Below are 23,709 nucleotides of genomic sequence, written 5' to 3' on the forward strand. Positions count from 1 at the left end.
GGGAGTCCTCCTTCACCTGCACCTGTCTGGACGGACGATCAGGCCCCGGCCTGAAGTTCGTCGGCGAGCGAGGCGATTTCCTCGATCGCGGCGGCCAGTTCCTCGGCCCCCTTGGCCTGCTGCTTGGCGGCGGCGGCGGCTTCGGTCGAGGCTCGGCTGGATTGCTGGGCAGCGGCGGCGATTTGTTCGACCCCGGTCTGCACTTCCTTGACCACGCGAACGATTTCGTCGTTGCCGTCCAGAATCTCGCGACTGCCCTCAAGCACCACCGCCATGTCGCGGGAACAGGTTTCAAGGTCGGCGGTCGTTGCCTTGTTCTTTTCCACTTCCAGGGCGGCGGCGGCGGCGATCTCTTCGAGATCGCGGCGGACGGTGCCGATCTGGTCCTGGATTGCCTTCACCGTATCCTTGATGCGGTCGGCGTTTTCGGCCGAATCACGGGCCAGATTGCGGATATCGGTGGAGACCACGGCAAATCCCTTGCCGAATTCGCCAGCGCGTGCCGCTTCGACCGAGCCGTTGACCGCCAGCATGTTGGTCTGGATCGACACCGTGGTGATGGCATCGACGATCTTGTCGATGCGGCGGCTGACCTGCTCGAGCGCTCCCATCTGTTCGCGGCTCTGGCGACCGGATTCGACCGAGGCCAGCACGCCATCAATCAATTCGTTGACGGCGATCGTGTTGCGGCTGAGCAATTCCGAAATCTGAGTGCCTTTCTCGACCAACACACGGGCGCGCGTGGCCGAAACCTGGGCGCCCTTTTCGATTTGAGCGATGGCGGCGGACGATTGGTGGGTGGCGCTGCCCTGCTGCTGCGCACCGCGCTGAATCTGGTCGAGGGCGGTTTGAATCTGGGCGGCGGCGCGGTTGATTTCCTCGACGGCGCTCGACAATTCCTCTGCGGCGGAGGCCACTTCCTCGCTGCTTTTGGCGATGTCGGTGGAATTCTTCAATTCGTCGGCCAATTCCGACAATTCCTGCGCCGCCTGCTCCGATTGTTGCAGCGCGGTACCCTGTTGGTCGACGGTCTTCAGCGATTCCTGACAGGCGGCGCTCTGCTCCTCGGCGGCAGCGGCGATCACCTCGGACCCCTTCTGTGCTTCCTTCGCGGCGGCTTCGCTTTCTTCCGAGGCATTGACGATATCGCGGCAGCCAGCGCCGATCTCGGTCATGTCGGCGCGAATCTGATCTAGCTGGGCGGCGATTTGACGCCCTTTTTCCACCTCCTGCTTGGCGGTGGAGGCCGAGGCATTGATCCCTTCGGCGATCGCCTTGACGTCCTTCTGAATCTGGCTGACCAGATCCTGGATGTCGCGGGCGCTCTTTTCCGAGGTCTCGGCCAGGGTCCGCACTTCGTCGGCGACGACGGCGAAGCCCTTGCCGTGCTGTCCGGCCCGGGCCGCTTCGATCGCGGCATTCAGCGCGAGAAGGTTGGTCTGGTCGGCGATGCGGGCGACGGCCTTGACCACTTCCGAGATGGCGGCGGCCTGACGTTCCAGTTCCTCGACCATTTCGACAGAGATGAGCTGGCGTTCGGCGGCGCGGCCGATGGCGAGGATCGAGTTGGTGATCTGCCCGGCGACGCTACCAAGCAGGCTTTGCAGCATGTCGACCTTGACCAGAGAAACGTCGGCGTTTTCCTTGGCCTTACGGATTAATCCGCCCCCGTGGGTCACCGCCTTCATCGATTGCTGGGCGGCACCGGCGGCCTCTTCGGCGCCCGAAGCGATCTGTTCCGCCGCTTTGCGCAATTCCTCAGAGGCCGATGCCGCCTCGGCGATGCCGCTGGCCAGTTCGGTGGTTGCCGCGGCGATTCGTTCGGCTGCTTTTTGCTGGCGGGCGAAGGTGCGGGCTTTTCTTTTTTTGGGCTTCGGCCAGAAGCCGACTGCCGCCGAGCTCTTCGGAAGCGAGGGGCTTCGCCGCCGCCGGGCTGGCCATCTGGTTTTTTTTGACGAGAGCCATAGCGAGTCCCTTTCCTCCGAGTCGGAGACCTATGCCAAAACGCCTACATAATACAATGTATGTCCGAACTCATTATGCCAGCAAGCCCTTTGTTATAAATCAAAGGTCACATCTTGGGAGAATGAAACCTTTCTGCTCATTAAGGTAGATGTAATATTTGTCGACATTGGGTGGATTGTGCCCATGTCCAACATTTATTATAGGGATTGGAAGGGGGAGATAAGATGGGAGTGTGGGGTTCGAATATTAAATATATGGTTATATATTTATTGTTTACGTATTGAATCTATAATCGTTTTTAGCTGGAACAGGCTGCATACGTTCTTCATAAATTCCATATAATTCGGGTGTGTATAATGAACAGCATGAAGGGCGAGGGCAGAGGACCCTAGCATCGCCCCCAAGCCGCTTGAGCGTGAATTGCGGTTGCTGCTGCGGTGCGATCTCGCCACCGTGCCTCGCGTCCGCGCTGTCGCCGATTATCTGACCGGGTTGTTCCGGGACGTGCCGGATTGATGTCGCTGGCGCGACCGGGCTGCCGCCCAAACCCGCTTGCGGGCCAGCCCGCAAACACCCGTTTGATTGATCGCTTGGATAACGGGGAGGGTCCGGGAGGATGTCCTCCCGGTGGGGTTTGGGGCAACGCCCCAAACGTTCGCGGCTATTTCGTCGCGATGGCCGCCACGATTGCTCCGGTGGCCTCGATCAGATCAAGCGGGGCGGCTTTGATCTGAAGTCCGCGCTGGCCACCATTGACGACGATGAAGGGCAGCAGCAGGGCGCTTTGATCGAAGATCGTGCGCAGGTGCTTTTTCTGGCCAAGCGGGGAGATGCCGCCGACCTTGAAGCCGGACAGGCGTTCGGCATCGGGGATCGCCATCATCCGGACGGATTTTTTGTCGGTGGCGTGGGCCAGTGCCTTCAAATTCAGTTCGTGGTCGGACGGGACCACCGCGATCATCGCCTCATCGGCGGCTTCGACCATCAGGGTCTTGAACACTTGGGAGGCGGGCAGCCCCAGTGATTGCGCGGCATGCAGCCCGATCGAGGCCGCCTCGGGATCGTAGCGATATTCCAGCAGGTCGAACGGCTTTTTGGCCTTGTCCATCGCGGCGGTGGCGGGGGTGCGTTTGCTCATGTCGGTTCGTCCCGAAACGGAAATCTCGTTACTTTATCAAAACGACGCCCGGCGGCGGTCGAACGCCTCAGTCGCTAATGGCGGAGCGGATCGTCACCGCCTGCCCGGCGGACTGCCCGGCTTCGAAGGCGGCGGCGGCGACTTTCTTGCCCGAGGCGCGGCTACGGCGCAGCGATAGATCAAGCTTGGCGAACTCGGCCTCGACGATGGCATGGCGAACGACGACCAGATCGCGCCCGCTGGAACGGCGGTTGGCTTCGTCGCGTTCGGCCTTCATCGCGCCTAGCTTGTCGGCAATCGATACCGCCATGCCGAACAGGAACGAGCCGCGTTCGTCATGGCCATAGCGGATGAAGCGCTGGTCGCGGGCATAGGCTTCCCAGGCGGTCTGCATCGCGGTGGCGATCACGTCATGGACGTAGCGGGCCAGTTCCAGGCTGGGGCGCAGTCCAAAGAAGATGTAGCGGATCCGTCCGGTTTCGTCTTTCTCGCGCCAGACCTTGCAATCGCAATAATCGGCGATGGCGGGGATGCAGGCCGAAATCGGCTGGCGCTGCTTGCGGTTGGTCTCGACCGCGACCTGTTCGCACTGCTCCTCGCGCAGGTCGAGATCGCTCAGCGACAGATCGTGGCGGTCAAGCAGTTCGGCGACCTTTGCCGCCGCCGCCAGGGCTTCATCTTCGGTGCAGCCGTTGGCGGTGGTCTTGGCCCGCAACGCCTGAAGCCGCGATTTGAGCTTGTCGAGATCGCTCGCCATGCGGCCTCTTCCTTTGGTCTTCGATCAGCCGACCGGCTTGGACCAGCGCGACGCAGGGTAGCGGTGCTGCGGCTGCGAGTCCGGCGCGGCGGTCTCGACCGGCTCGGAAGCGGTGGAGGCGCGATCCTGCCGCGGCTTGGTGCCCAGCCCGATCGACTTGGCCAGTTCCGAGCGGCGTGCGGCATAGGTCGAGGCGACCATCGGATAATCGGTCGGCAGCGACCATTTGGCGCGGTAGGCGTCCACCGACAGATCGTGCGCGGTCTGGAGATGCCGCTTCAGCATTTTCTGCGGCTTGCCGCACTCAAGACAGTACACCGCGTCCGGGGTCACCGATTTGCGGATCGAGACGGCGGGCTGCTGCCGTTCCGGCGCTTCGGCGGCCGGGCTGTCGATATTGACCAGGGTGGCGTGGGTGCTGCGGATCAGATCGGGCAGATCGGTGGTCGCCACGGCGTTGTTGCGGAGGTAGGCGGCCACGATTTTCGAGGTCAGGCGGATCATACAGACGGACTCCAAACAGGCGGCACGGTGCGGTGCAGAGCGTGAATTGCGCGGCTGGGCTGGCGGAGACATCGTCGGCGCCCAGTCCGGGCCTTTGCTGCTGAAGATACGAATATTCAGCGCCTCAGGAATTGCCGCATCCGGACCAGTCATGTTCATGACTGATTTTCGTGGAAAAATACAAGCCTTACCGATAGCACGGAACTATTCTTCGACACGCAGGCGCAAAGACAGCAAAAAGGCCGGACCCGGAGGGTCCAGCCTTTTGATGATGCTCTCACCGAAGTGAGAGACTTGGAGCGGGCGAAGGGATTCGAACCCTCGACCCCAACCTTGGCAAGGTTGTGCTCTACCCCTGAGCTACGCCCGCTCTGTCTGGCGCCCGGTGCCGGGAAGTCCCGGCGTCCGGAGGCCCGCATATTACGAAAAGAATCGGTCGGCGCAAGCACTTTTTTCAAATTTTTTGCAGGCCGGGTTCCGGTGCAACCATTCAAGGCCGTCAGGGCATCATCGGATGACCGCCAAGCACCGTATCGGACAGTATGGGATACAAAGAGCGGGCCTCTTTCATCTGATAGTGCCACCATTCATGGTGATTATACTCCCAGCCCGCAGCAATCATCAGCCCCAGCAACAAGGCGCGATGGCGTTGGGCCTCGGGCGAGATGTCGAGACGGGCGTGATGGGAGAGCGGGGTAAAGGCGTCGAAGCCGGTTCCCATGTCCAGCGGCTGGCCGGTGGCGATATCGATCAGGTCGAGATCGACGGCGACGCCCATCGAATGGGTCGAGCCCAGATGCGGGTCGGCGATGAATTCAGGATCGGGGCAAATGCCCCACAACACCCACTGCGCCTCGGCGGGACGAAAGGCGTCGAGGATGCGCAGCCGCAATCCCAGCGGATAGGCCAGCGCGGCCGCTTTGGTCAGCAACGGGGCGGCGTCGGCATGAAGCCAGCTCCCGGCATCGGGACGATAGACCGGGCGGCCGGTGAAGTTGTCGGCGGTGGCATAGGCCAGAGCCAACTCGATATTGAAGGCGGACGGGGCAATGGGTACCAGAGGCGACATCTTAGGTCTTTCCTTGATTGGCCGGGCGCAGTATAGCCGCCTGATGAATGTTCTTGCCATCGACACCTCGACCTCGGCCTGTTCGGCGGCTCTGCTGCGGGATGGCCATGTCGTCGCCCGCCGTTTGACTGTAATGGCTCGCGGTCAAAGCGAAGCCCTGATGCCGATGATAAAGGCGGTGCTGGACGAATCCGGCCTCGCCGTCTCCGGGCTTGATCTGCTGGCGGTGACGGTTGGGCCGGGGGCGTTCACCGGCCTGCGGATCGGTCTGGCCGCCGCGCGCGGCTTTGCCCTGGCTGCCGGTCTGCCCTTGGCCGGTGTGCCGACCTCGCTGGCGGTCGCGGCGGCGATCCCCGAGGCGGAGCGCGAGGGAAAGACCATCGCCGTCGTGCTCGAGTCGCGCCGCGCCGATCCCTGGATTCAGTTGTTTGACGCCGATCTGACTCCGCTGGGCGCGGTCGCGGCGCACCAGCCCGAGGCGATTGCCGCGCAACTGACCGGCCCGGTGCTGGTGGCGGGTGATGCCGGGGCGCGGTTGCTGGCGGTGCTGCCGGGGGCGGTGGCGGCGTCCTCGCCGGGTTGGCCCGATGCGGCTTGTGTCGCGCGGGTGGGAGAGGATTTGTGGCGCACAGGCCGGGCTTTGTCGGCCGAGCCTCTGTATCTGCGCGCTCCCGATGTCACTCTGCCCGGACAGAAGCGATGATCGAGCTGGTCCCGGCCGCGATGCTTCATGCCGAATTGCTGGCCGGGATGCATGCGGTGTGCTTCGCCGAACCGTGGAGCGCCCGCTCGATGGCTGAAGTCCTGCTGATGCCGGGCACCAGCGCGCTGATTGCCGTCGATGGCGGCCAGTGGCAGCCCAGCGCGGTTCCGCCCGGTCCGGCCGGGCTGGTGATGTGGCGGCGCACCTTTGATGAAGCCGAAATCCTGACCCTGGCGGTGCTGCCGCCCTGGCGGGGCCGCGGGGTGGGCGGGCGACTGCTGGACGCGGCGATGGCCGACGCGGCAGCGCAGGGGGCGACCGCGATGTTCCTGGAAGTCGCCGATGATAACCCGGCCGGTCAGGCGCTTTATCGCCGCCATGGCTTTGCTCATCTTGGGCGGCGTAAGGGATATTACGGAGGTGTTGACGCGATAACGATGCGTCGGGCACTGGATCAGCCGCAATTCAGCGATGTCGCGGCAGAGTATCCCGATAAAACTCCCTAAACTATTTCTTGCATATCAAAAGGCGATGCGGCCCAAGCGGATCGCCGTCGATGACTTGAGTCATCTCCAGAATTTCGTGCCCCAGTTCGCGTATCGAACGTGGCACATTTTCAATAGGTTCCCAACCCTTTAGCCATATTTCGGCTGTTTGTCCGGGAGCCATCCGTTCGATCAGCAACTTGGCTTTGACGAAGGTCATCGGACAGACCTCCGCTGTGATGTCAAGACAGTAGTTAGGGTTTTCAGTCATGTGATTCCAGTCATCTTGCTTTGTCATATTGGTTATTGCTTCGCCGGATTTAAGGAATTATATAAGGCCGATCGTTAGGAAATGGGAGGGGTGCTCTAAATGTCGGAGCGTTCGAGTAACAATGAACTTCTTGCGCTCACCACCGAGATCGTGTCGGCGCATGTCGGCAATAATAGCGTGGCGATCGGAGAGCTGCCCCACCTGATCCAGGAGGTCTATCGCACCCTGTCGTCGGTCGGAACCACTCCGGCCGTTCCCGAGCGGCCCCAGCCCGCCGTCGCGGTGCGCAAGTCGGTAACGCCTGACTACATCATCTGCCTCGAAGACGGCAAGAAACTGAAAATGTTGAAACGGCACCTCAAGACCGCTTACAACATGACCCCGGAAGAGTATCGCGAGCGTTGGGGCCTGCCGCCCGATTACCCGATGGTGGCCCCGAATTACGCCCAGCACCGGTCCAGCCTGGCCAAGAAGATCGGCCTGGGGACCAAGCCGCGGACGCGCAAGCGGGCGGTCTGAGCGAACGCAGGTGGTATTCGGACGCCGTCGATCAAGGTGCGGCGGCGTCCGCTTGTGGGTAACAGGTTCTCCCGTCGCCGCTCAACGGATACGCCATGGTCTCGCGCATCGAACAGCGCTGTATCGACAAGGGAATGAAGATGACCGAGCAGCGGCGGGTGATTGCCCGTGTGCTGTCGGATTCGGCCGATCATCCCGATGTCGAGGAAGTCTATCGACGCTCGACCGATATCGATCCGAACATCAGCATTGCGACGGTCTACCGTACCGTTCGTCTCTTTGAAGAAGCGGCGATCCTGGAACGCCACGATTTTGGCGACGGCCGTGCCCGCTATGAAGAGGCGGCCGGGGATCATCATGACCACCTGATCGACATGCAGTCAGGGGCCGTCATCGAATTCACCAGTTCCGAAATCGAGGCGCTTCAGCGCGAGATCGCGCGCCGATATGGCTTTCGGCTGGTGGGTCACCGCCTGGAACTGTACGGAGTTCCGTTGACTCCCGACGACGAACGGGCAGAGAAATAGGCAGCGCGGCCCTTCCGCGCGTCCCGACGGATTCAGAGGAATCATGCCATCCGCTCTCTCGGCAGATGAACCAACCGACCGCCTCGACGTCAGGCTCGCCGCGGGTCCGGACGAAATTGCCGCTGCCCAGGCCCTGAGGTATCGCGTCTTCTACGAGGAGATGGGGGCCCATCCCACCGAGGCGACCCGCGACCGCCGCCGCGATGTCGACGATTTCGATGCCGTTTGCGACCATCTTCTGGTGATCGACCGCGCCCGCGGCGACGGGCCGGACGGCGTGGTGGGAACCTATCGCCTGATGCCGCGTGCGGCAGGCGAAGCGTTCGGGCGGTTTTACACCGCTGGCGAATACGACATTTCCCGCATTCTGGCCGATGGCTGCCGGTTCATGGAACTGGGGCGGTCCTGCGTCGATGCCGGGTATCGCAACGGCGCGACGATGAAGAAGCTGTGGGACGGCATTGCCGCCTATGTCTTCGAGCACGATATCGAACTGATGTTCGGGTGCGCCAGCCTGCCCGGCACCGATCCCGGGCGTCTGGCCGGGCATCTCGGCTATCTCTACCATTACCATCTGGCCCCCGAGCATCTGCGCCCGCGTGCCTTGCCCCATCTCTATGTCGATATGGAACTGGCGGAGAAGGAAAGCCTCAATCCCCGTCGTGCCCTGGCCGAACTGCCGCCGCTGATCAAGGGCTATCTGCGGCTGGGCGGTTTTGTCGGCGATGGCGCGGTGATCGATCACCAGTTCAACACCACCGACATTTGCGTCCTGGTCAAGACCGACCTGATTACCGACAAATATCGCAGCCACTACGGACGCAACGTGCGTGACGCCACCTCTGAAGTCTGAGACCGTGATGGTCTCGCCGGTTCTCGGTCTGGTGCGTTTTGCCGCGTTCACGGTGTGGACGCTGCTGCTGGTTCCTCCCTATCTGGCGGTGCGATTGTTTTCCAACCGCCTGGGCGGTCGGGTCGTTCTGTTTTACTGGCAGGTGGTGGTCCGGTTGATCGGCTTTCAGGTGGTGGCGCGCGGTGCGCCCGCCGTCGGGGCCGGTCCGGCACTCTATGTCTGTAATCACGCCAGCTATCTCGACATCATCGTGCTGGGCAGTCTGATTCCCGCCTGCTTCATCGCCAAATCCGAAGTGGCGGGATGGCCGGGGTTCGGCCTGCTGGCCCGTCTGGCCCGGACCGTCTTCGTCGATCGCCGCCCCGCGGCGACCCGGCGCGAGCGGGACAGCGTTCGCCACCGGTTGGAAGGCGGCGATTCGCTGATCTTGTTCGCCGAGGGGACCAGCAACGACGGCAATCACGTTCTGCCGTTCAAAAGCGCGCTGCTGTCGGTGGCCGAAACCGGCCTGACCGGCCCGGACGGGATTGTCCGTCCCTTGCCGGTTCAGCCGGTGTCGTTGGCCTACACCCGGCTGGAAGGGCTGCCGCTCACCCGGGCGATGCGCCCGTTTCTCGCCTGGTACGGCGACATGACGCTGGCTGGTCACTTGTTGGGGGCGCTGGGGTTGGGCCGGGTCACGATCGAGGTGACGTTCCATCCGGCAACCTCGCTGGCCTCGTTTCCGTCGCGTAAGGAATTGACGGTGCATTGTCACGATCTCGTCGCCAACGGTGTCGCCTCCTTGCTGGCTGGCCGGGCCTGACGTCCATCGGTATCGCCCTGCTGGGACGCCCGCACCACGACCGATCGTTCCCTTTCCCCCGTGTCCGGGACATGTTTTAGACTCGCCATGGCCGCTCCCTCCACTCCCCGCGTTGTGTCCGAGACCGGCCCCCGCGCCGCAACCCCTGCCGCGCCGTTGTCGGTCGATCCGTCCGATCGTCTGATCTCGAGCGAAGAGAGCGCGCCGCCGAAGCCCTTTCCGGCGTTGGCGCGTGAGCCAAAGCGCGAGCCGCGCTTTTATCGCGAGGTACAGCAGCAGCATTCCCGTCCGCCCGAGCCGCCCGCTCCCCCCTTGCGTCCAGACCCGCGCGAGGCGTTCGAACCGCGTCTGTCGCGCAAGGCGGCGAAGTCGCAGGAAGGCCGGTTGCGGCCCGAACCGATGCCGCCCGCGCCGCCCCGTGCATCGAAGGGGCTGCGCCGTCGCTTGAGTGGCGGTGGAGACGGCAGTGGCGGTCGTCGCGGTGGTGGCTGGGGACGCCGCTTGCTGATCTGGGGCCTGACCCTGGCGATCTGGGTCGGGGTCGGTATCGGCGGGGTTGTCGCCTATTACGCGGTCGATCTGCCCGATATCGACAAGATGACCGCGACGACGAGGCGGCCCAGCGTGGTGTTCCAGTCGGTCGAAGGCGAGGTGTTCGCCGCCTTTGGTGATCTGTACGGCGAGCCGCTGACCTTGCCCGAGATTTCGCCCTATCTGATCCAGGCGGTGCTGGCGACCGAGGACCGCCGCTTCTTCAGCCATTTCGGAATCGATCTGTTCGGTCTGGCCCGAGCCTTCTACACCAATCTTCGCGCCGGGCATGTGGTGCAGGGCGGCTCGACGGTCACCCAGCAGTTGGCCAAGAACCTGTTTCTGACGCCCGACCGCACGATGAAGCGCAAGATGCAGGAAGTGTTGATGGCGCTGTGGCTGGAACGGCGCTTCAGCAAGGAACAGATCCTCGCGCTGTATCTCAACCGGGTTTATCTGGGATCGGGGACGTTCGGCGTCGATGCGGCGGCGCGGCGCTACTTCGATGTTTCCGCCCGCAAGATCGGGCTGTATCAGTCGGCGGTGATCGCCGGGCTGTTGAAGGCGCCGTCGCGCTATAGCCCGATTAACGATCCCGAGGCCTCGCGGCGTCGCACCGCTGACGTGGTGCAGAACATGGTCGAGGCTGGGTATATCGACCAGAAAACCGCCGATGCTGCCCAGGTCACCGGGGCGGCCGAACTGGTCCACCGCGCTCCCGCCGCCGGGCGGTACTTTGCCGACTGGATGATGAGCCATCTCGACCAGTTCGGCGAAGTGGCGGGGCGCGACATCGTGATCCAGACCACGCTTGATCTTGGCCTGCAACGCAAGGTCGAGGCCGATCTGAAGGCGCTGCTGGCCGGCCCGGGGGCCAAGGCTAATGTCAGCCAGGGCGCGGTGGTGGTGATGACCCCGGATGGCGCGGTGCGGGCGATGGTCGGCGGTCGCGAGTATGACGACAGCCAGTTTAACCGAGCCGCCCAAGGCCTGCGCCAGCCCGGTTCAGCGTTCAAACCGTTCGTCTATCTGACTGCGATGGAACGCGGCTATAGCCCCGACGACACCATGGAAGATGCGCCGATCAAGCTGGGCAATTGGAGTCCGGGCAATTACACCGGCCGCTATCTCGGCACCATCACCCTGCGTCAGGCCCTGGCCGAATCCATCAACACCGTCGCGGTCCGGCTGGTCGAAGCGGTTGGTCCCAACCGGGTGATTTCCACCGCCCGCCGTCTTGGCATCTCGTCCGATCTGCGCCGCGACGCGACCCTGGCGCTGGGGACCAGCGAGGTGACCTTGCTGGAGATGACCAACGCCTATGCTGCCTTTGCCAATGGCGGCCAGGGGGTGACCGCTTATGGCGTTGCCCAGATTACCGATCCTTCCGGCCATGTCCTGTATAAGCGTCAGGGCGGCGGCTTTGGTCAGGTGATCTCGCCCACCGCGCTGGCGCGGATGCAGGACATGATGACTGCCGTGATTCAAAACGGATCGGGCAAGGCGGCTCGGCTTGATCGTCCCGCCGCAGGCAAGAGCGGAACCACCCAGGATTACCGTGACGCTTGGTTCATGGGCTTTACCGCCGATTACGTCGCCGGGGTGTGGCTCGGCAATGACGATTACAGAAACGAAATGAAAAAAGTGACCGGCGGCGGTCTGCCCGCTCAATTGTGGAAGCAGGTGATGGTCGCCGCCAACCAGGGTCTGCCGCCCCGGCCGCTGACGATGCCTGCGATGGAACAACCCGCTCCGGGCGAGCCGTCGGGCGAACCGGGTGGGACTCCGACCGAGGAGTCCGGCGGTGGATTGGGCGATACCATCGACGATCTGTTGAAGGGAATCTTCGGCCGCTGATCGAAGCCGATCCGCGCCGACTGTCACCCGGCGCGGCCCGCTATTGCCGGGTCGCCTTGCGGGTGAGGTCGCTGCGCAGATCGGCGGGCAGGGATTCCAGCAGACGGAGCAATGCCCCGATCCCAATCGGAACGCGAGAGCGACCGTCGGCCCAGCGCCAGACGGTGGTCGATGCGGGCTGGCGCTCTCCCAGTTCGTCGAGCAGCCGGGCGAGGGCTGCCTGAGACAGCCCCAACCGGGCCAGCGTTTCGGTGAATTCCGTATCGGTCATGTCTCGGCCCCAGGCCCCAACCAGGGCGCGAATAGGAATGTCAGAAAATTTCCTTCATGCCGGGGCCGCTGTCAATCACGCGGCGAGAGTTGGCTGTTCCACTGATCGTTTTGGGTTATTGCTGGCGCAGACCCGAGCAGACCCGGGTGACGAAGGCTTCGATGTCGTCATTCATTGAAACGGTCCGCGAGGCCAGATCGCCCGCCGCGATCAACACCTGACCGGCGGCGTCGGTGGCGGTACCGGCGGTGTCGGCGACCTGACCGATCGTGTCGGCGACGATTTGGACGTCGCTGGCGACGGTACGGATCGAACGGCTCATTTCGGCGACGGCGCTGCTCTGCTGCTCGGTCGAGGCGGCGATCCCGGTGGCGTCGTCGTTGATCTCACGGATCTTGCCAGCAATGGTCCGGACGGCGGACACGGCGGTCTGGGTCGCTTCGCGCATGCTGCCGATCTGGGTCGAAATCTCTTCGGTGGCGCGGGCGGTCTGGTTGGCGAGGTGCTTGACCTCGTTGGCGACGACGGCAAAGCCCTTGCCCGCTTCACCGGCACGGGCGGCCTCGATCGTCGCGTTCAGCGCCAACAAATTGGTCTGGCTGGCGATCTCGGTGATCAGATTGACCACCTCGCCGATCTTCTGAGCCGCCTCGTTCAGGCCATTGATCGCGGAATCGGTCGACAGGGCGACGTGCATCGTGTCCTGCGCCATGTGGGCGGAATGCTGGATGCGGCTGGCAACCTCGCGAATCCCCGACGAAACCTGCTCGGCGGCGGCGGCAACCCGGCTCGACTGATCGCTGGTCTGGGTGGCGATCAACGACATCTGCTGGGCGGTCGCTTCCAGTTCGGTCGCGGTCGAGGCGACGACGCTGGTGACGTGTTTGATGGTGTTGCCAACCCCGGTCGCTTCGATGGTGAATTCGCGTGAGCGGCGTTCCATCTCGCTCAAGGCCCGATTGATCAGACGGGCGTGATCGGCGAATTCCCCGACCATCCCTTCGGTCAGGATATGGCGGAAATAGCGTCCCTCGGAGGTCAGGGCCATCGCGGCATCGGCTTCCTTGGTGAACACTTCGGTCAGATCAAGCAGGCGGTTGATCGAGTGTTCCAAAGCGCCGACCTGACCGCGTTCGGTGATGTGGATCACGCGGGAATCAAGCCGTCCCGCCGCCGCCGCGTTCAGAACCTCGGTGGCGCGGTTGATCGCCTTGTTGGTGCGCAGCATCAGGGCGATTGCGATCAATCCGGCGCTGAGCGCCACGGCGATGATCGAGGCATCGACGATCTGGCCCCGCAGCAGAGCCAGCCCCGCGGCCACGGCGCAGATCACCGAGGCCAGAGCGGCGGCGACCAGGGCCTTAAAGAGTGAAGACGAATTCATCATAGGGAATTCCCGCCGCTTGTAATTTGGAGACCATGGCCTGGAAGGCGGCATCCATCCCCGCCTTGCGATCGGGGTTCGCCTGCTCGATGGCCAACAACTCGCGATACAGCGCTTCCGCTTTGGCGACAGCGTCGCGTCGGGGCGAGCGGCGGTTCGAGTGGTAGCTGACGATATTTCCCGCACTATCAAAAGTCGGGGTAACATGGGCCAGAACCCAGTAATGGTCGCCGTTTTTTGCCCGATTCAAGACATAGGCGAATATTTCTTTGCCCGACTCAATCGTTTCCCACAGCAATTTAAAGACGCAGCGGGGCATGGCCGGGTGCCGGATGAGGCTGTGAGGCGCCCCCAGTGCTTCATCTTCAGTATAGCCGGCGATATTTAGAAAGATTTGATTAGCATAAATGATCCGTCCTTTGGGATCGGTCTTGCTAACGATAATCTCGTCCCGCCCGAAAGTACGCTCGACGCCAGTCAGGTATATATCCTGCTTGCTCATGTCGGACACTCGTTGAAAAAGAAGAACGAAATAAGCTATTCCCCGCCTAATCGGTTAGGCCAATCAGACAGAGGTAAACACTATACGATATAGGTGATTTCGGTCTATGACATCGTGCAACAATTTGTATCAAAATCACGGAAACGCCATGAATTACCGCCACGCCTATCACGCCGGCAATTTCGCCGATGTCGTAAAACATACGCTATTGACGATGGTAGTATCGGCATTAAAGCGAAAGGATAAGCCTTTCTTCGCGTTGGATACCCATGCCGGTATCGGTTCTTACAACCTTGAGGCGGATGAAGCACAGCGGACCGGCGAATTCAAAAGCGGTATTACCCGGCTGCTCGAGGCTGCCGCTCCCCCCGCCGCGCTCGATCCCTATCTGGCGGCGGTGCGGGCCGCCAATCCGGCCGGGGGCTGCACCACCTATCCCGGCTCGCCCGAGCTGGTGCGCGGGATGCTGCGCGAGACCGACCGGCTGGCCCTGGTCGAACTGCATCCCGAGGATGTCGAGGTGTTACGCCGTCGCTATGCCGCCGACCGCCGCGTTGGGGTCCATCACATGGATGGCTATGTCGCGGTCAAGGGGCTGCTGCCGCCGCCGGAACGGCGCGGTGTGGTGCTGATCGACCCGCCCTTCGAGGTCAAGAACGAGCACGAGCGCCTGCTGTCGGCGCTGCGCCGGATCCGGCGGCGCTGGGCCAACGCGGTTACCCTGGTGTGGTATCCGATCAAGGGGATGGAGCCGATTGATCGGCTGTATGACGCGTTGCGCACCGAGGCCGCGGCCGAGACGCTGGCGGTCGAGCTGATGCTGCGTCCCCCGGTCGATCCGTTCCGGCTGAACGGCAGCGGTTTGGTCGTGGTCAATCCGCCGTGGGGGCTCGACCGCGAACTGGCCGACCTGCTGCCCTGGCTGACCGAAGTGCTGGCACCTGACGGCGGCTTTTACCGCTTGGAAACCCTGGTGTCAGAGTCCGACCTGCGCGCCTAAGACCGACGGTGGCGGATCAACCGGAGATCAGGGCGGCGGCGGCAAGCAGCAAGGCGATTTCCGAAGCCTGAGCCACCGCACCCAGCACATCGCCGGTATAGCCGCCCAGGCGGCGTCGGGCCAGTTCGGCCACTCCCAGCCCAACCAGGGCGGCACAGGCGATGGCCGGAATCGCCGCCAAGCCCAATCCCAGCCCGGCGAACAATGCGCCCAGGGCAAAGGCGGTCAAGGCGCAATCGGCGCCCGGTCGTCCGGCCAGGGCGGCCAGCCCATCGGGCCGGGCCGGGGGGAGGCAACGCATCGCCACCGGGATCAGGGCGCGCGACAGCGCCGCCGCCGCGACCAGCGCGCCGATCTTGGCGGCGGCTCCGGTAATGGCGGCAAGGGCGGTGGCGCGTAACGCGACCGAGAACACCAGCGCCAGCACCCCGAAGGTGCCGTTGCGGGAATCGTGCATCACTTCCAGCCGCCGTTCGGGTCCGCCCCGGGCTCCCAGACCATCGGCGAAATCGGCCAGCCCGTCTTCGTGCAGCGCCCCGGTGGCCAGCACCAGCACCAGCACCGCCAGCAGCGCGGCGGCCAGCGGCGGCAGCACGGTTGAGGCGGCGGCGGCGATCAGCCCGGCGACCAGTCCCAGCCCGGCGCCCACCAGGGGAAAGCAGCGCATCGCGGCGGCCAGACCGCCCGGCGGCACCGCACCCGGATCGGGCAGGGGCAGACGGGTCAGAAAGGTGGCGGCAAGATGAAGATCAGCGAGCCAGCCGCGGGGCGGGTTCGCGGGAATGTGGGGTGACTCGGCCATGATGGTTCGGTTATAGGTCGAAGCACTTTTAACAGCAACACCTTGGGGGCAAGCTCGTGACCCTGACGATTTCCGGTCTGGACGACGTTTCCGCTCTGTTGGCGCGACTGCCGGAGGGCGATGAAGCCGCCGCCGCCGCCTGGGCCGCGCGCGAACCGCGCCTGACCAAACCGGCTGGGTCGCTGGGTCGGCTTGAAGATTTGTCGGGCTGGCTGTCGACCTGGCAGGGGCGTCATCCCCCGCGGCTCGACGCGCCTTACGCCCGGATCTTCGCCGGAAATCATGGCGTTGCCGCTCTGGGCGTTTCGGCTTTTCCCGCCGAAGTGACGGTGCAGATGGTCGCCAACTTCCAGCATGGCGGCGCGGCGATCAATCAATTGTGCCGGGCCTATGGCGTCGGCCTTGATGTCGTCTCGCTCGATCTCGACCGTCCGACCGCCGATTTCACCCAGGGACCGGCCCTGACCGAAGCCGAGTTCGTAAACGCCTTCCAGGCCGGGATCGACGCGGTGCCAGAGGGCGCCGATCTGCTGGTGTTGGGCGAGATGGGAATCGGCAACACCACGCCTGCGGCGGCGCTGGCCTGCGCGCTCTATGGCGGCGAGGCGGTGGAATGGACCGGGCGGGGCACCGGGGTCGAAGGCGGGGCGCTGGCCCGCAAGATCGAGGTGGTTGCCGCCGGGGTGGCCCGTCATCGCGGCCTGCCGCCGCTGGAAATCCTCCGCGCCCTGGGCGGTCGCGAATTGGTGGCGCTGGCCGGAGCGACGGTGGCGGCGCGGTTCCGCCGGGTGCCGGTGCTGCTTGACGGCTATGTCGTCACTGCGGCGGTGGCGGCGCTCGAAGTGGCGCGGCCGGGCGCGCTGGCCCATTGCCGGGTCGCCCACGTCTCGGCCGAGCCGGGCCATCGTCGTTTGCTGGCGGCGCTGGGGGCCGATCCGTTGCTCGATCTCGGTCTGCGGTTGGGCGAAGGCTCGGGGGCGGCGCTGGCGGTCGGCCTGTTGCGCGGCGCGATTGCCTGCCATAACGGGATGGCGACCTTTGACGAGGCGGGTGTCAGCGACAAGGGCTGACATCTCGGTGGGGCAGGGGTGAGGAAAAGTACAATCAACAGGCTGGCGCTTCGGCGTCGGCCTGTCCATAATGTCGCCGCAATTTTCCAGCCCAGGAATCATCATGTCCATTCATAATCCGCTTCTCAACGATTTCGGCCGCGTCGCCAATGGCGCCCTGGGAGCGCTGTCGGGTCTGCGTGGCGAGGTCGAGTCTCGGCTTCGCGAGCATTTCGAGCGCTTCACCGCCGGTCTTGATCTGGTCACCCGCGAAGAGTTCGAGGTGGTGAGCGCGATTGCCCGCAAGGCGCGGCAGGAACAGGAATCGCTTGAGGCGCGCATTCGGGTTCTCGAAGCCCGTCTGGCTGAAGTGAGCGATACCCGGCTGTAATCGGCCGGTTATCCACAAAAATTCACACGCTTTAACCGAGGATTGCCTTGCGTCCTCGGAAAGCGTGTGCTTAGGCTATCCTTTGTCGGAAAGAAGCGTACCGGATACAACAATTTGATTCCGGGACGCTTCTGCCGAATGGTGCCATGCCAAGGAGGACTCACGGCATGACGTTGACCGCTGCTTGTCACGACGATGAGCCTCAGGCCAACCCGGTCGATCTGGTCGAACAATTCGTCGCCGCCAACGACTGGGCCTTTGACCGGCGCAGCGACGAGGAATTGGCCGCCGAGGTCCCGGGGAAATGGTGTAATTACTCGCTTTACTTCGCTTGGCGCGAAGATATGGGCGCGATCCATTTCACCTGTGCGTTCGACATGAAGGTGCCCGAAACCAAGCGGGCACCGATTTGCGATTTGCTCGCCATCGTCAATGAAAAGCTCTGGCTGGGTCATTTCGGCCTGTGGGAGGACGAGGCGGTGCCGATGTTCCGCCACACCTCGCTGCTCCGCAACGGGACCGCTCTGTCGCAAGAGCAGGTCGAGGATCTGGTCGATATCGCCGTCAGCGAGTGCGAGCGCTTTTATCCCGCGTTCCAGTTCGTGATCTGGGGCGGCAAAAGCGCCCGGGACGCCGTCGCGGCGTCGATGCTGGAAACGGCGGGCGAGGCCTAATTATTTCGGGGACGAATTGACATGACGAAGGTGCTTCTGGTCGGGTGCGGCCGGATGGGGTCCGCTTTGCTGTCGGGCTGGCTTGATCGCGGCATCGCCGCCGCCGATCTGGTGGTGGTCGATCCCACCCGCCCCACCGTCGGGCCGGTGAATGTGGTGGCCGATGCCGACTCGATCCCCGCCGGTTTTGTTCCTGATGTCGTCGTGCTGGCGGTCAAGCCGCAGATGATGGAGGCGGCGTTGCCGCCCTATCGTCGTTTCGTCGCGTCGGCCTTGTTCCTGTCGATCGCCGCCGGGAAGCCGACCGCCTATTTTCCGCCGCGCCTTTGGCGACGACCTGGCGATCGTGCGGGCGATGCCCAACACGCCTGCGGCGGTGCGCCGTGGCATCACGGTTTGTTTTGCCGACGAAACGGTTTCCGCCGACCGCCGCGCCCTGGCGGAATCGTTGCTGGAAGCGGTGGGCGAGGTCGGCTGGATCGCCGACGAAGCCCAGATGGATGCTGTCACCGCTCTGTCCGGTTCGGGTCCGGCCTATGTCTTCCTGCTGGCCGAAGCGATGGCCGAGGCCGGGGCGGCGCTGGGCCTCGATCCCGCTCTGGCGGTGCGTCTGGCCCGCACCACCGTTTCCGGATCGGGCGAATTGCTTCGTTTGTCCGCCGATTCGGCGGGTGATCTGCGTCGCGCCGTGACCAGTCCGGCAGGGACTACCGCTGCCGCTCTGGCGGTGCTGATGGACGAGGCGGCTGGATTCGGCCCGTTGCTGCGCGACGCCCTGGCCGCCGCCGAGCATCGCAGCCGCGAACTGGCTGGATAGGGGGGACCATCCCCCCGTAATGATTTAAAAAAGAACGGGGAAATGTACGTAGGGGAGTCACAATTGTTGACTCTCCGATGGCGGTTTGGCACCCTCCGCTGCACTGCAATATCGTGCAGCGGATGGAGGGTGTCAGCATGGCCGCGAATCAGTCCGATAACATTTTTGATTTCGACGTCAGCAAATATCTCGGTGACTTCAAGGTTCCCGGTGTCGATGTTGAAACCATCGTTGCCAGCCAGCGCAAGAATATCGAGGCGCTGACTCAGGCCAACAAGCTGGCCTTCGAAGGCCTTCAGAACGTCGTCAAGCGTCAGGTCGAGATTCTGCGCCAGGCCATTGATGAGGTCTCTCATCTCTCTAAGGATATCGTCGAGCCGGGGGCGCCGCATGAAAAGGCGGCTCGTCAGGCCGAGTTGGCCAAGGATGCGTTCGAACGCGCGCTGGTCAACGCCCGCGAGCTGGCCGAGCTGATCACCAAGGCCAATTCGGATGCCTTCGATCTGCTCAACAAGCGGTTCAGCCAGAGCCTGGATGAAGCCCGCGAGGCGTTCTCCAAGGCCGCTGCCAAGAAATAGCGCGATCGGTTTGTGCCGATGCGGCCTTCCCCGTCCCGGACGGGGGAGGCCTTTGGCGTTTTAGGGAGCGAAAGCCCGCAGCATCGTTTCGACTGCGGCGGAAATCGCCTTGTCGACGGTGCGTCCTTCGGGCTGGGGCAGGCCCAGCAGGGTGCGCATGAACAGATCGGTGCGCAACATGCCGATAAACAGGTCGGCCATCTGCCACGCATCGTCAACCGACAGCAAGCCGCGTCGACCCAGATCGACGAACACCTGGGCGATCTGGCCTTTGCCGGTACCGGGGCCGGATTCATAGAAAGCGCGGGCAAGATCGGGTTGGCGGTGGGCTTCGGCGGTGACCAGTCGGAACATCGCCAGCGTCTCGGGCTGAAGCAGCAATCCCAGCAAGCGCTGGCCGATGATGGTCAGGGTGGCGCGGGCATCCAACGTGTTATCGACGGCGGCAAAGGTCATGTTGCGCTCGCAGCGCATCCGGATCACCGCGCGGAACAGATCGTCCTTGTCGGTGAAGTGGGCGTAGATCGTCGCCTTGGACACCCCGGCGCGGTTGGCGACCGTGTCCATGCTGGCGGCGGCATAGCCAACTTCAAGAAAAACGCTGCCCGCAGCGTCAAGAATGGCCTCACGTTTGGCCGAAGGGCGGTGACAGCGACTCGAGTCCGACATTGTTCCTCCATACACCTTCCCTAAACTAAACCATACGGTTCAGTTTAGGGAAGGGAAGAAACATCGGATCCGATGGCCTTAGTTGCGCGGCGCGGCGCTACTGGACTGAAGATCGGCCACCTTGTTGCGCAAAGCGGACAGCAAACCGTCGATCCGGTCGCCATTGGCCCGGATCACCGAGGCATATTCCGACTGATAGGTGACGGCCATCGACGAGCCCTCAACAATCAGATCGACGACCCGGAATCCGCCTTCGGTCCTCTTCAACCGCCATTGCAGGGTAATTGGCTGCTGGCGGTCGCGCTCGACTCGCGAGGTGACGGTGAGCCCGCGCTCGCCATCATCGACCAGCCCGATGACGGTGTGGCGCAGGTCGCCGCCGTAATCCTTGAAGCGGGTCGACCAGGTGAGGACGACGATATCCTCGAACAAACGCAGGAAGTCCTGCTGCTGCTCGGGGGTGGCGCTCCGCCAATAGCGGCCCAGCACGCGTCGGCCGATTTCGGCGAGATCGACTTCGGTGGTGAACAAGGTGCGGAAGCGAGCGGCCCGTTCGGAATCGGGAACGCCCTTACCGACCATTGTCTGCATCGCCGTATCGGCGAGACGGTTGACGAAGACGATCGCCGGGTCAATCGGTGCCGTGTCGGCGGCGGCGAAACGGAGCGGGGCAACCAGCAGCGAGATGCCGCCCAGGGCAGCCAGCAAAAACGGACGGCGGGAAATCATCGGACTGCCGCTCCCGACGAAGACGGAGCGGGGGTGAGCGGAGAGCGGTCGTGCCCGTTGGCGATCTCGGAGGCGCGATTCTGACGATAGAGCGAGCGCAGCGAGGCGTAATAATCGAGCGAGGTCCGCTTGACATCGTCCAGGGTGTCGATCAGCCGTTCACGACGGTCAAGACCGGAAACGCCGCTGCGAGCCCAGGGTGCCCATTCGTAGCCCATGTTGACCATGACGATATCAACCGGATCGCCATACCATTCGACGGCGGTGCCAAAGGCATCGCGCGGATTCGACGGGCCGAACAGCGGCAGGACCAGATACGGTCCTTCGCCGACGCCCCACACTGCCAGGGTCTGACCGAAATCTTCCTCGTGGGCGGGGATACCGGCCTCGGTGGCGATGTCGATGAAGCCAAGCAGACCGAAGGTGGTGTTGAACGCAGCGCGGAAGAAGGTCTGGACCGCACGGTCGGGTTCGCCCTGCAACAGGTCGTTGGCGAACACCAACGGCGATTTCAGGTTTTGCAGGGCATCGTGGATACGGTCGCGGCCGAATTGCGGCACCACGGTACGATAGCCCTCGGCGGCGGGGCGAATCGCATAGGTGTCGAGGAAATCGTTGAACGCGAAGATCTCGCGATTCATCGGCTCCAGCGGATCATTGACTTGTTCCCATTCCGCCACCGCCTCCGGATCGGAGTCCGGGGGAGGGGTGGCGCACCCGGCCAGAAGGCCCAAGGCGATGATTGAGCCAGCAATGCGGGCTGCGGTGCTGTGGCTGGGGCGGCGCGCGGTCATCTTGAGGTAACCCCTAAGGTCGTGGCGGAAGGGCCGGGAAATTCGATATAGACGTCAGAATATATACGAAACTCTATTATCTTCACCAATCACAATCCAGACGGAAAAAACGGCAATCTGACCGTACCACCATCGGGCTTCCCAGGATGGGGGGTGACGCGGTATGGTAACAAATTAGGCGTTACCGTGTCGGTCGGGAGGGAACGATGGCGATCGCCTGGGACGATTCGTTTGCGATTGGTGACGACGAGATCGATGCCGACCATCGGGCGATGATGGCATTGATCGGTAGGCTGCAAACTATCACGTCCGGCCTGGGAGATGGTGAAGCCATTGTCTCGGCCATTTCCCAATTGCGCGATCTCTGTTTCGGCCACTTCCTGCGGGAAGAGGCGCTCCAGCACCGCATCGGCTTTCCCGATATCGAGGCTCACCGCCTCGGCCACCAGATGCTGTTGAAGCGCCTGGATGCCGTGCTCAGCCATTTCGCCGTGGGCTGCGATCAAATCCGGGCTGGCATTCTACGCACCCTCGGGGATTCGCTCGCGACCTGGATGGTGTTCCATATCACCCGGGGCGATATCGAGATGCGGCCCTATGTCGAGGCGACCAGCCGAAGACGGCGGGGGGCTTCGTCGCGCCGCCGCTCCGTCACCGATCATCATCCTCTGATTGGGGCTTGATTACTCGACCGCCTGACGCAGCGCGGCAGCGGCAACCCAAGGCGACAACGCCAGGGACGCGATCAGAATTCCACCCAAGATCAGCAGATGCGGTCCCGCTTCCAGTCCCTGGATCGCGGCATCAATCGCTCCCACCGAAAAAATCAGCACCGGAATGTAAAGCGGCAGGATCAGCAGCGATAACAGCACGCCGCCGCGCCGCGCTCCCAACACCAGGGCGGCACCGATCCCGCCGATCAGCGACAAAACCGGGGTGCCCAACACCATCGCCGCCAGCAGGGGGGCAAAACCGTCGGCGGGCAGGTGGAGCAGCACCGCGAGCACCGGAGCGACGACGATCAGCGGCAGGCCGGTCGTCAGCCAGTGGGCCAGCATCTTGGCCGCGACCGCCAGTTCGAGCGGCATCGGCGACATCGCCAGCAATTCCAGCGAGCCATCCTCGTAATCGGCCTGGAATAACCGATCGAGCGACAGCATCGAGGCCAACAGTGCGGTGACCATCAACACCCCGGGCGAGACCCGCTCAAGCAGATTGGTTTCCGGCCCCAGCCCGAACGGAAACAGGATCACGGTCAGGATAAAAAAGGTCACCACCATCACGCTGTCCGATCCCTGGCGCAGCGCCAGACGCAGATCGCGGCGGACCACTTCGAAGAAACGGGTCATGACAGGCCTTCGGGGGCGGGGGCGAAGCGGTCGAGGGTCAGGATTGCGGCGTCGGGCAGCACGATGTCGGCATGGGTCGACAGAACGACCATCCCGCCACCGGCGCGATGCTCGGCCAGCACCGTTTCCAGCACCGCGATCGAGGCGCGGTCAAGCGCGGTGGTCGGTTCATCCATCAGCCACAGCGGGCAGGGCGCGGCCAGCAGCCGGGCCAGATTGACCCGGCGCTTTTGCCCGGCCGACAGCATCCGTCCCGGCATGTCGGCCAGATGGCCAAGGCCAAAGCGGTCGATCGCCGCATCGGCGGCACGGTCGGCCTCGGCGGTGTCGCTCCGGTGCAGCCGGGCCCAGAAGCGCACGGCCTCGGCCACGCTCAACACCGGCTTGATCGCGTCGTGATGGCCGAGATAGTGAGTCCGGGCGGCGTGGGCTTCGGGATCGTCGGCTAGGGACTGGCCGTTCCAGTCCAACTGCCCGGCACACGGGCGCAACAGACCGGCCAGCACCCGCAACAGGCTGGATTTGCCCGATCCGTTGGGGCCGAGCAGCAACAGCGCTCCCCCCGGTTCGAGGGTGAAGCCGAGATGGGAAAACACCAGCCGTCCGCCACGTCGGCAGGCCAGCTCAGAACCGCGAAAGAGAAGGGATTGGGCGGTGCTCATGGGCGGCACCATGGCAAAATTCCGTCGCCTTGGCGAGAGCCGAATGCGCCCGCA

General features: G+C 63.6%; 30 protein-coding genes, 1 tRNA gene and 1 pseudogene. 16 read left to right on the forward strand and 16 right to left on the reverse strand.

What is annotated here, in order from left to right; genetic code table 11:
- Positions 1-38: 38 nt before the first annotated feature.
- Positions 39-1,754: a methyl-accepting chemotaxis protein gene (locus K678_RS01365; protein ID WP_021130663.1), complete on the reverse strand. Its 1,716-nt coding sequence runs from the start codon at positions 1,752-1,754 to the stop codon at positions 39-41.
- Here K678_RS01365 and K678_RS19320 point away from each other — a divergent pair.
- Positions 1,747-2,016 carry a hypothetical protein gene (locus tag K678_RS19320; RefSeq protein WP_231376184.1) on the forward strand — a complete coding sequence of 90 codons (270 nt, stop codon included), beginning with the start codon at positions 1,747-1,749 and terminating at the stop codon, positions 2,014-2,016. The genes K678_RS01365 and K678_RS19320 overlap by 8 nt on opposite strands.
- 610 nt (positions 2,017-2,626) lie before the next feature.
- On the opposite strand, the gene ybaK is transcribed toward K678_RS19320, so the two are convergent.
- The 5 genes from ybaK to ddpX form a co-directional block, all read right to left on the reverse strand.
- The gene (gene ybaK / locus K678_RS01375; RefSeq protein ID WP_021130665.1) at positions 2,627-3,103 is read right to left on the reverse strand and encodes a Cys-tRNA(Pro) deacylase; all 477 of its coding nucleotides are present in this window, start codon (positions 3,101-3,103) and stop codon (positions 2,627-2,629) included.
- A gap of 67 nt (positions 3,104-3,170) precedes the next feature.
- Positions 3,171-3,860, reverse strand: coding sequence for a DUF7168 domain-containing protein (locus K678_RS01380; RefSeq protein WP_021130666.1), 690 nt, complete (start codon positions 3,858-3,860; stop codon positions 3,171-3,173).
- 24 nt (positions 3,861-3,884) lie between these two features.
- Positions 3,885-4,364, reverse strand: coding sequence for a Ros/MucR family transcriptional regulator (locus K678_RS01385; RefSeq protein ID WP_021130667.1), 480 nt, complete (start codon positions 4,362-4,364; stop codon positions 3,885-3,887).
- 295 nt (positions 4,365-4,659) lie between these two features.
- Positions 4,660-4,734 (reverse strand) — tRNA-Gly (locus tag K678_RS01390).
- 129 nt (positions 4,735-4,863) lie between these two features.
- The gene (gene ddpX, locus K678_RS01395) at positions 4,864-5,433 is read right to left on the reverse strand and encodes a D-alanyl-D-alanine dipeptidase (protein ID WP_021130668.1); all 570 of its coding nucleotides are present in this window, start codon (positions 5,431-5,433) and stop codon (positions 4,864-4,866) included.
- Positions 5,434-5,476: 43 nt separating this feature from the next.
- Here ddpX and tsaB point away from each other — a divergent pair, with 43 nt between their 5' ends.
- Both tsaB and K678_RS01405 read left to right on the forward strand, forming a co-directional pair.
- Positions 5,477-6,136, forward strand: coding sequence for a tRNA (adenosine(37)-N6)-threonylcarbamoyltransferase complex dimerization subunit type 1 TsaB (gene tsaB / locus K678_RS01400; RefSeq protein WP_021130669.1), 660 nt, complete (start codon positions 5,477-5,479; stop codon positions 6,134-6,136).
- The gene (locus tag K678_RS01405) at positions 6,133-6,642 is read left to right on the forward strand and encodes a GNAT family N-acetyltransferase (RefSeq protein ID WP_021130670.1); all 510 of its coding nucleotides are present in this window, start codon (positions 6,133-6,135) and stop codon (positions 6,640-6,642) included. The genes tsaB and K678_RS01405 overlap by 4 nt, the downstream gene beginning before the upstream one ends.
- Before the next feature lies 1 nt (position 6,643).
- Here K678_RS01405 and K678_RS01410 read toward each other — a convergent pair whose 3' ends face one another.
- Positions 6,644-6,919: a sulfurtransferase TusA family protein gene (locus K678_RS01410; protein ID WP_331270941.1), complete on the reverse strand. Its 276-nt coding sequence runs from the start codon at positions 6,917-6,919 to the stop codon at positions 6,644-6,646.
- A gap of 72 nt (positions 6,920-6,991) precedes the next feature.
- Between K678_RS01410 and K678_RS01415 the strand changes: the two genes are divergently transcribed.
- From K678_RS01415 to K678_RS01435, 5 genes are all read left to right on the forward strand, one after another.
- Positions 6,992-7,411 carry a Ros/MucR family transcriptional regulator gene (locus K678_RS01415; protein WP_021130672.1) on the forward strand — a complete coding sequence of 140 codons (420 nt, stop codon included), beginning with the start codon at positions 6,992-6,994 and terminating at the stop codon, positions 7,409-7,411.
- A 95-nt stretch (positions 7,412-7,506) separates the two neighbouring features.
- The gene (locus tag K678_RS01420; protein WP_021130673.1) at positions 7,507-7,938 is read left to right on the forward strand and encodes a Fur family transcriptional regulator; all 432 of its coding nucleotides are present in this window, start codon (positions 7,507-7,509) and stop codon (positions 7,936-7,938) included.
- Between the two features lie 43 nt (positions 7,939-7,981).
- Positions 7,982-8,791, forward strand: coding sequence for a GNAT family N-acetyltransferase (locus tag K678_RS01425; protein ID WP_021130674.1), 810 nt, complete (start codon positions 7,982-7,984; stop codon positions 8,789-8,791).
- Positions 8,769-9,596 carry a lysophospholipid acyltransferase family protein gene (locus K678_RS01430; protein ID WP_331270942.1) on the forward strand — a complete coding sequence of 276 codons (828 nt, stop codon included), beginning with the start codon at positions 8,769-8,771 and terminating at the stop codon, positions 9,594-9,596. The genes K678_RS01425 and K678_RS01430 overlap by 23 nt, the downstream gene beginning before the upstream one ends.
- A gap of 87 nt (positions 9,597-9,683) precedes the next feature.
- Positions 9,684-11,984 carry a transglycosylase domain-containing protein gene (locus K678_RS01435; protein ID WP_021130676.1) on the forward strand — a complete coding sequence of 767 codons (2,301 nt, stop codon included), beginning with the start codon at positions 9,684-9,686 and terminating at the stop codon, positions 11,982-11,984.
- A gap of 40 nt (positions 11,985-12,024) precedes the next feature.
- Here K678_RS01435 and K678_RS01440 read toward each other — a convergent pair whose 3' ends face one another.
- The 3 genes from K678_RS01440 to K678_RS01450 form a co-directional block, all read right to left on the reverse strand.
- Positions 12,025-12,255: a helix-turn-helix domain-containing protein gene (locus K678_RS01440; RefSeq protein WP_021130677.1), complete on the reverse strand. Its 231-nt coding sequence runs from the start codon at positions 12,253-12,255 to the stop codon at positions 12,025-12,027.
- A gap of 115 nt (positions 12,256-12,370) precedes the next feature.
- Positions 12,371-13,642 (reverse strand): methyl-accepting chemotaxis protein, encoded by a 1,272-nt coding sequence (locus K678_RS01445; RefSeq protein WP_051185807.1) that lies wholly within the window; start codon positions 13,640-13,642, stop codon positions 12,371-12,373.
- On the reverse strand, positions 13,617-14,141 hold the full coding sequence (locus K678_RS01450) for a PAS domain-containing protein (RefSeq protein WP_021130679.1): 525 nt from the start codon (positions 14,139-14,141) through the stop codon (positions 13,617-13,619). The genes K678_RS01445 and K678_RS01450 overlap by 26 nt, the downstream gene beginning before the upstream one ends.
- A gap of 148 nt (positions 14,142-14,289) precedes the next feature.
- Between K678_RS01450 and K678_RS01455 the strand changes: the two genes are divergently transcribed.
- Complete coding sequence (locus K678_RS01455) at positions 14,290-15,141, forward strand: 23S rRNA (adenine(2030)-N(6))-methyltransferase RlmJ (protein ID WP_021130680.1); 852 nt, start codon at positions 14,290-14,292, stop codon at positions 15,139-15,141.
- A gap of 16 nt (positions 15,142-15,157) precedes the next feature.
- Here the strand turns inward: K678_RS01455 and cobS are convergent, their stop codons facing one another.
- The gene (gene cobS, locus K678_RS01460) at positions 15,158-15,943 is read right to left on the reverse strand and encodes an adenosylcobinamide-GDP ribazoletransferase (protein ID WP_021130681.1); all 786 of its coding nucleotides are present in this window, start codon (positions 15,941-15,943) and stop codon (positions 15,158-15,160) included.
- Between the two features lie 56 nt (positions 15,944-15,999).
- Between cobS and cobT the strand changes: the two genes are divergently transcribed.
- The 6 genes and pseudogenes from cobT (at position 16,000) to K678_RS01485 (ending at position 19,452) form a co-directional block, all read left to right on the forward strand.
- Positions 16,000-17,013, forward strand: coding sequence for a nicotinate-nucleotide--dimethylbenzimidazole phosphoribosyltransferase (gene cobT / locus K678_RS01465; RefSeq protein WP_021130682.1), 1,014 nt, complete (start codon positions 16,000-16,002; stop codon positions 17,011-17,013).
- A gap of 103 nt (positions 17,014-17,116) precedes the next feature.
- Entirely contained in the window at positions 17,117-17,383 is a 267-nt protein-coding gene (locus K678_RS01470) for an accessory factor UbiK family protein (RefSeq protein WP_021130683.1), read from the forward strand.
- Positions 17,384-17,550: 167 nt separating this feature from the next.
- Positions 17,551-18,057, forward strand: a complete 507-nt coding sequence (locus K678_RS01475; protein ID WP_021130684.1) for a type III secretion system chaperone family protein — start codon at positions 17,551-17,553, stop codon at positions 18,055-18,057.
- A gap of 54 nt (positions 18,058-18,111) precedes the next feature.
- A pseudogene (locus K678_RS19810) lies at positions 18,112-18,294 on the forward strand (pyrroline-5-carboxylate reductase); the annotation flags it as partial.
- A gap of 118 nt (positions 18,295-18,412) precedes the next feature.
- Positions 18,413-18,874, forward strand: a complete 462-nt coding sequence (locus tag K678_RS19815) for a pyrroline-5-carboxylate reductase family protein (RefSeq protein WP_021130685.1) — start codon at positions 18,413-18,415, stop codon at positions 18,872-18,874.
- Between the two features lie 137 nt (positions 18,875-19,011).
- Positions 19,012-19,452, forward strand: a complete 441-nt coding sequence (locus tag K678_RS01485; protein ID WP_021130686.1) for a phasin family protein — start codon at positions 19,012-19,014, stop codon at positions 19,450-19,452.
- 60 nt (positions 19,453-19,512) lie between these two features.
- On the opposite strand, the gene K678_RS01490 is transcribed toward K678_RS01485, so the two are convergent.
- The 3 genes from K678_RS01490 to K678_RS01500 form a co-directional block, all read right to left on the reverse strand.
- Positions 19,513-20,121, reverse strand: a complete 609-nt coding sequence (locus K678_RS01490; protein WP_021130687.1) for a TetR/AcrR family transcriptional regulator — start codon at positions 20,119-20,121, stop codon at positions 19,513-19,515.
- Positions 20,122-20,199: 78 nt separating this feature from the next.
- The gene (locus tag K678_RS01495; RefSeq protein WP_021130688.1) at positions 20,200-20,850 is read right to left on the reverse strand and encodes an MlaC/ttg2D family ABC transporter substrate-binding protein; all 651 of its coding nucleotides are present in this window, start codon (positions 20,848-20,850) and stop codon (positions 20,200-20,202) included.
- Positions 20,847-21,644 carry an MlaA family lipoprotein gene (locus K678_RS01500; RefSeq protein WP_021130689.1) on the reverse strand — a complete coding sequence of 266 codons (798 nt, stop codon included), beginning with the start codon at positions 21,642-21,644 and terminating at the stop codon, positions 20,847-20,849. Before K678_RS01500 ends, K678_RS01495 begins: the two co-directional genes overlap by 4 nt.
- Positions 21,645-21,850: 206 nt before the next feature.
- On the opposite strand from K678_RS01500, the gene K678_RS01505 reads away from it, so the two are divergent.
- Positions 21,851-22,327: a bacteriohemerythrin gene (locus K678_RS01505; protein WP_021130690.1), complete on the forward strand. Its 477-nt coding sequence runs from the start codon at positions 21,851-21,853 to the stop codon at positions 22,325-22,327.
- On the opposite strand, the gene ccmB is transcribed toward K678_RS01505, so the two are convergent.
- Positions 22,328-22,993 carry a heme exporter protein CcmB gene (gene ccmB / locus K678_RS01510; RefSeq protein ID WP_021130691.1) on the reverse strand — a complete coding sequence of 222 codons (666 nt, stop codon included), beginning with the start codon at positions 22,991-22,993 and terminating at the stop codon, positions 22,328-22,330. It abuts the gene before it with no gap.
- Positions 22,990-23,667 (reverse strand): heme ABC exporter ATP-binding protein CcmA, encoded by a 678-nt coding sequence (gene ccmA / locus K678_RS01515; protein WP_021130692.1) that lies wholly within the window; start codon positions 23,665-23,667, stop codon positions 22,990-22,992. Before ccmA ends, ccmB begins: the two co-directional genes overlap by 4 nt.
- Positions 23,668-23,709: the final 42 nt, after the last annotated feature.

It is taken from the genome of Magnetospirillum fulvum MGU-K5 (assembly GCF_000442515.1).
Taxonomy (GTDB): Bacteria; Pseudomonadota; Alphaproteobacteria; order Rhodospirillales; family Magnetospirillaceae; genus Phaeospirillum; species Phaeospirillum fulvum_B.

Bases quoted from the DNA above. Each gene is read 5' to 3' on its own strand.
- ybaK (WP_021130665.1), bottom strand. From the start codon at position 3,103: ATGAGCAAACGCACCCCCGCCACCGCCGCGATGGACAAGGCCAAAAAG.
- K678_RS01380 (WP_021130666.1), bottom strand. From the start codon at position 3,860: ATGGCGAGCGATCTCGACAAGCTCAAATCGCGGCTTCAGGCGTTGCGG.
- K678_RS01385 (WP_021130667.1), bottom strand. From the start codon at position 4,364: ATGATCCGCCTGACCTCGAAAATCGTGGCCGCCTACCTCCGCAACAAC.
- ddpX (WP_021130668.1), bottom strand. From the start codon at position 5,433: ATGTCGCCTCTGGTACCCATTGCCCCGTCCGCCTTCAATATCGAGTTG.
- tsaB (WP_021130669.1), top strand. From the start codon at position 5,477: ATGAATGTTCTTGCCATCGACACCTCGACCTCGGCCTGTTCGGCGGCT.
- K678_RS01405 (WP_021130670.1), top strand. From the start codon at position 6,133: ATGATCGAGCTGGTCCCGGCCGCGATGCTTCATGCCGAATTGCTGGCC.
- K678_RS01410 (WP_331270941.1), bottom strand. From the start codon at position 6,919: ATGACAAAGCAAGATGACTGGAATCACATGACTGAAAACCCTAACTAC.
- K678_RS01415 (WP_021130672.1), top strand. From the start codon at position 6,992: ATGTCGGAGCGTTCGAGTAACAATGAACTTCTTGCGCTCACCACCGAG.
- K678_RS01420 (WP_021130673.1), top strand. From the start codon at position 7,507: ATGGTCTCGCGCATCGAACAGCGCTGTATCGACAAGGGAATGAAGATG.
- K678_RS01425 (WP_021130674.1), top strand. From the start codon at position 7,982: ATGCCATCCGCTCTCTCGGCAGATGAACCAACCGACCGCCTCGACGTC.
- K678_RS01435 (WP_021130676.1), top strand. From the start codon at position 9,684: ATGGCCGCTCCCTCCACTCCCCGCGTTGTGTCCGAGACCGGCCCCCGC.
- K678_RS01440 (WP_021130677.1), bottom strand. From the start codon at position 12,255: ATGACCGATACGGAATTCACCGAAACGCTGGCCCGGTTGGGGCTGTCT.
- K678_RS01445 (WP_051185807.1), bottom strand. From the start codon at position 13,642: ATGATGAATTCGTCTTCACTCTTTAAGGCCCTGGTCGCCGCCGCTCTG.
- K678_RS01450 (WP_021130679.1), bottom strand. From the start codon at position 14,141: ATGAGCAAGCAGGATATATACCTGACTGGCGTCGAGCGTACTTTCGGG.
- K678_RS01455 (WP_021130680.1), top strand. From the start codon at position 14,290: ATGAATTACCGCCACGCCTATCACGCCGGCAATTTCGCCGATGTCGTA.
- cobS (WP_021130681.1), bottom strand. From the start codon at position 15,943: ATGGCCGAGTCACCCCACATTCCCGCGAACCCGCCCCGCGGCTGGCTC.
- K678_RS01470 (WP_021130683.1), top strand. From the start codon at position 17,117: ATGTCCATTCATAATCCGCTTCTCAACGATTTCGGCCGCGTCGCCAAT.
- K678_RS01475 (WP_021130684.1), top strand. From the start codon at position 17,551: ATGACGTTGACCGCTGCTTGTCACGACGATGAGCCTCAGGCCAACCCG.
- K678_RS19815 (WP_021130685.1), top strand. From the start codon at position 18,413: ATGCCCAACACGCCTGCGGCGGTGCGCCGTGGCATCACGGTTTGTTTT.
- K678_RS01485 (WP_021130686.1), top strand. From the start codon at position 19,012: ATGGCCGCGAATCAGTCCGATAACATTTTTGATTTCGACGTCAGCAAA.
- K678_RS01490 (WP_021130687.1), bottom strand. From the start codon at position 20,121: ATGTCGGACTCGAGTCGCTGTCACCGCCCTTCGGCCAAACGTGAGGCC.
- K678_RS01495 (WP_021130688.1), bottom strand. From the start codon at position 20,850: ATGATTTCCCGCCGTCCGTTTTTGCTGGCTGCCCTGGGCGGCATCTCG.
- K678_RS01500 (WP_021130689.1), bottom strand. From the start codon at position 21,644: ATGACCGCGCGCCGCCCCAGCCACAGCACCGCAGCCCGCATTGCTGGC.
- K678_RS01505 (WP_021130690.1), top strand. From the start codon at position 21,851: ATGGCGATCGCCTGGGACGATTCGTTTGCGATTGGTGACGACGAGATC.
- ccmB (WP_021130691.1), bottom strand. From the start codon at position 22,993: ATGACCCGTTTCTTCGAAGTGGTCCGCCGCGATCTGCGTCTGGCGCTG.
- ccmA (WP_021130692.1), bottom strand. From the start codon at position 23,667: ATGGTGCCGCCCATGAGCACCGCCCAATCCCTTCTCTTTCGCGGTTCT.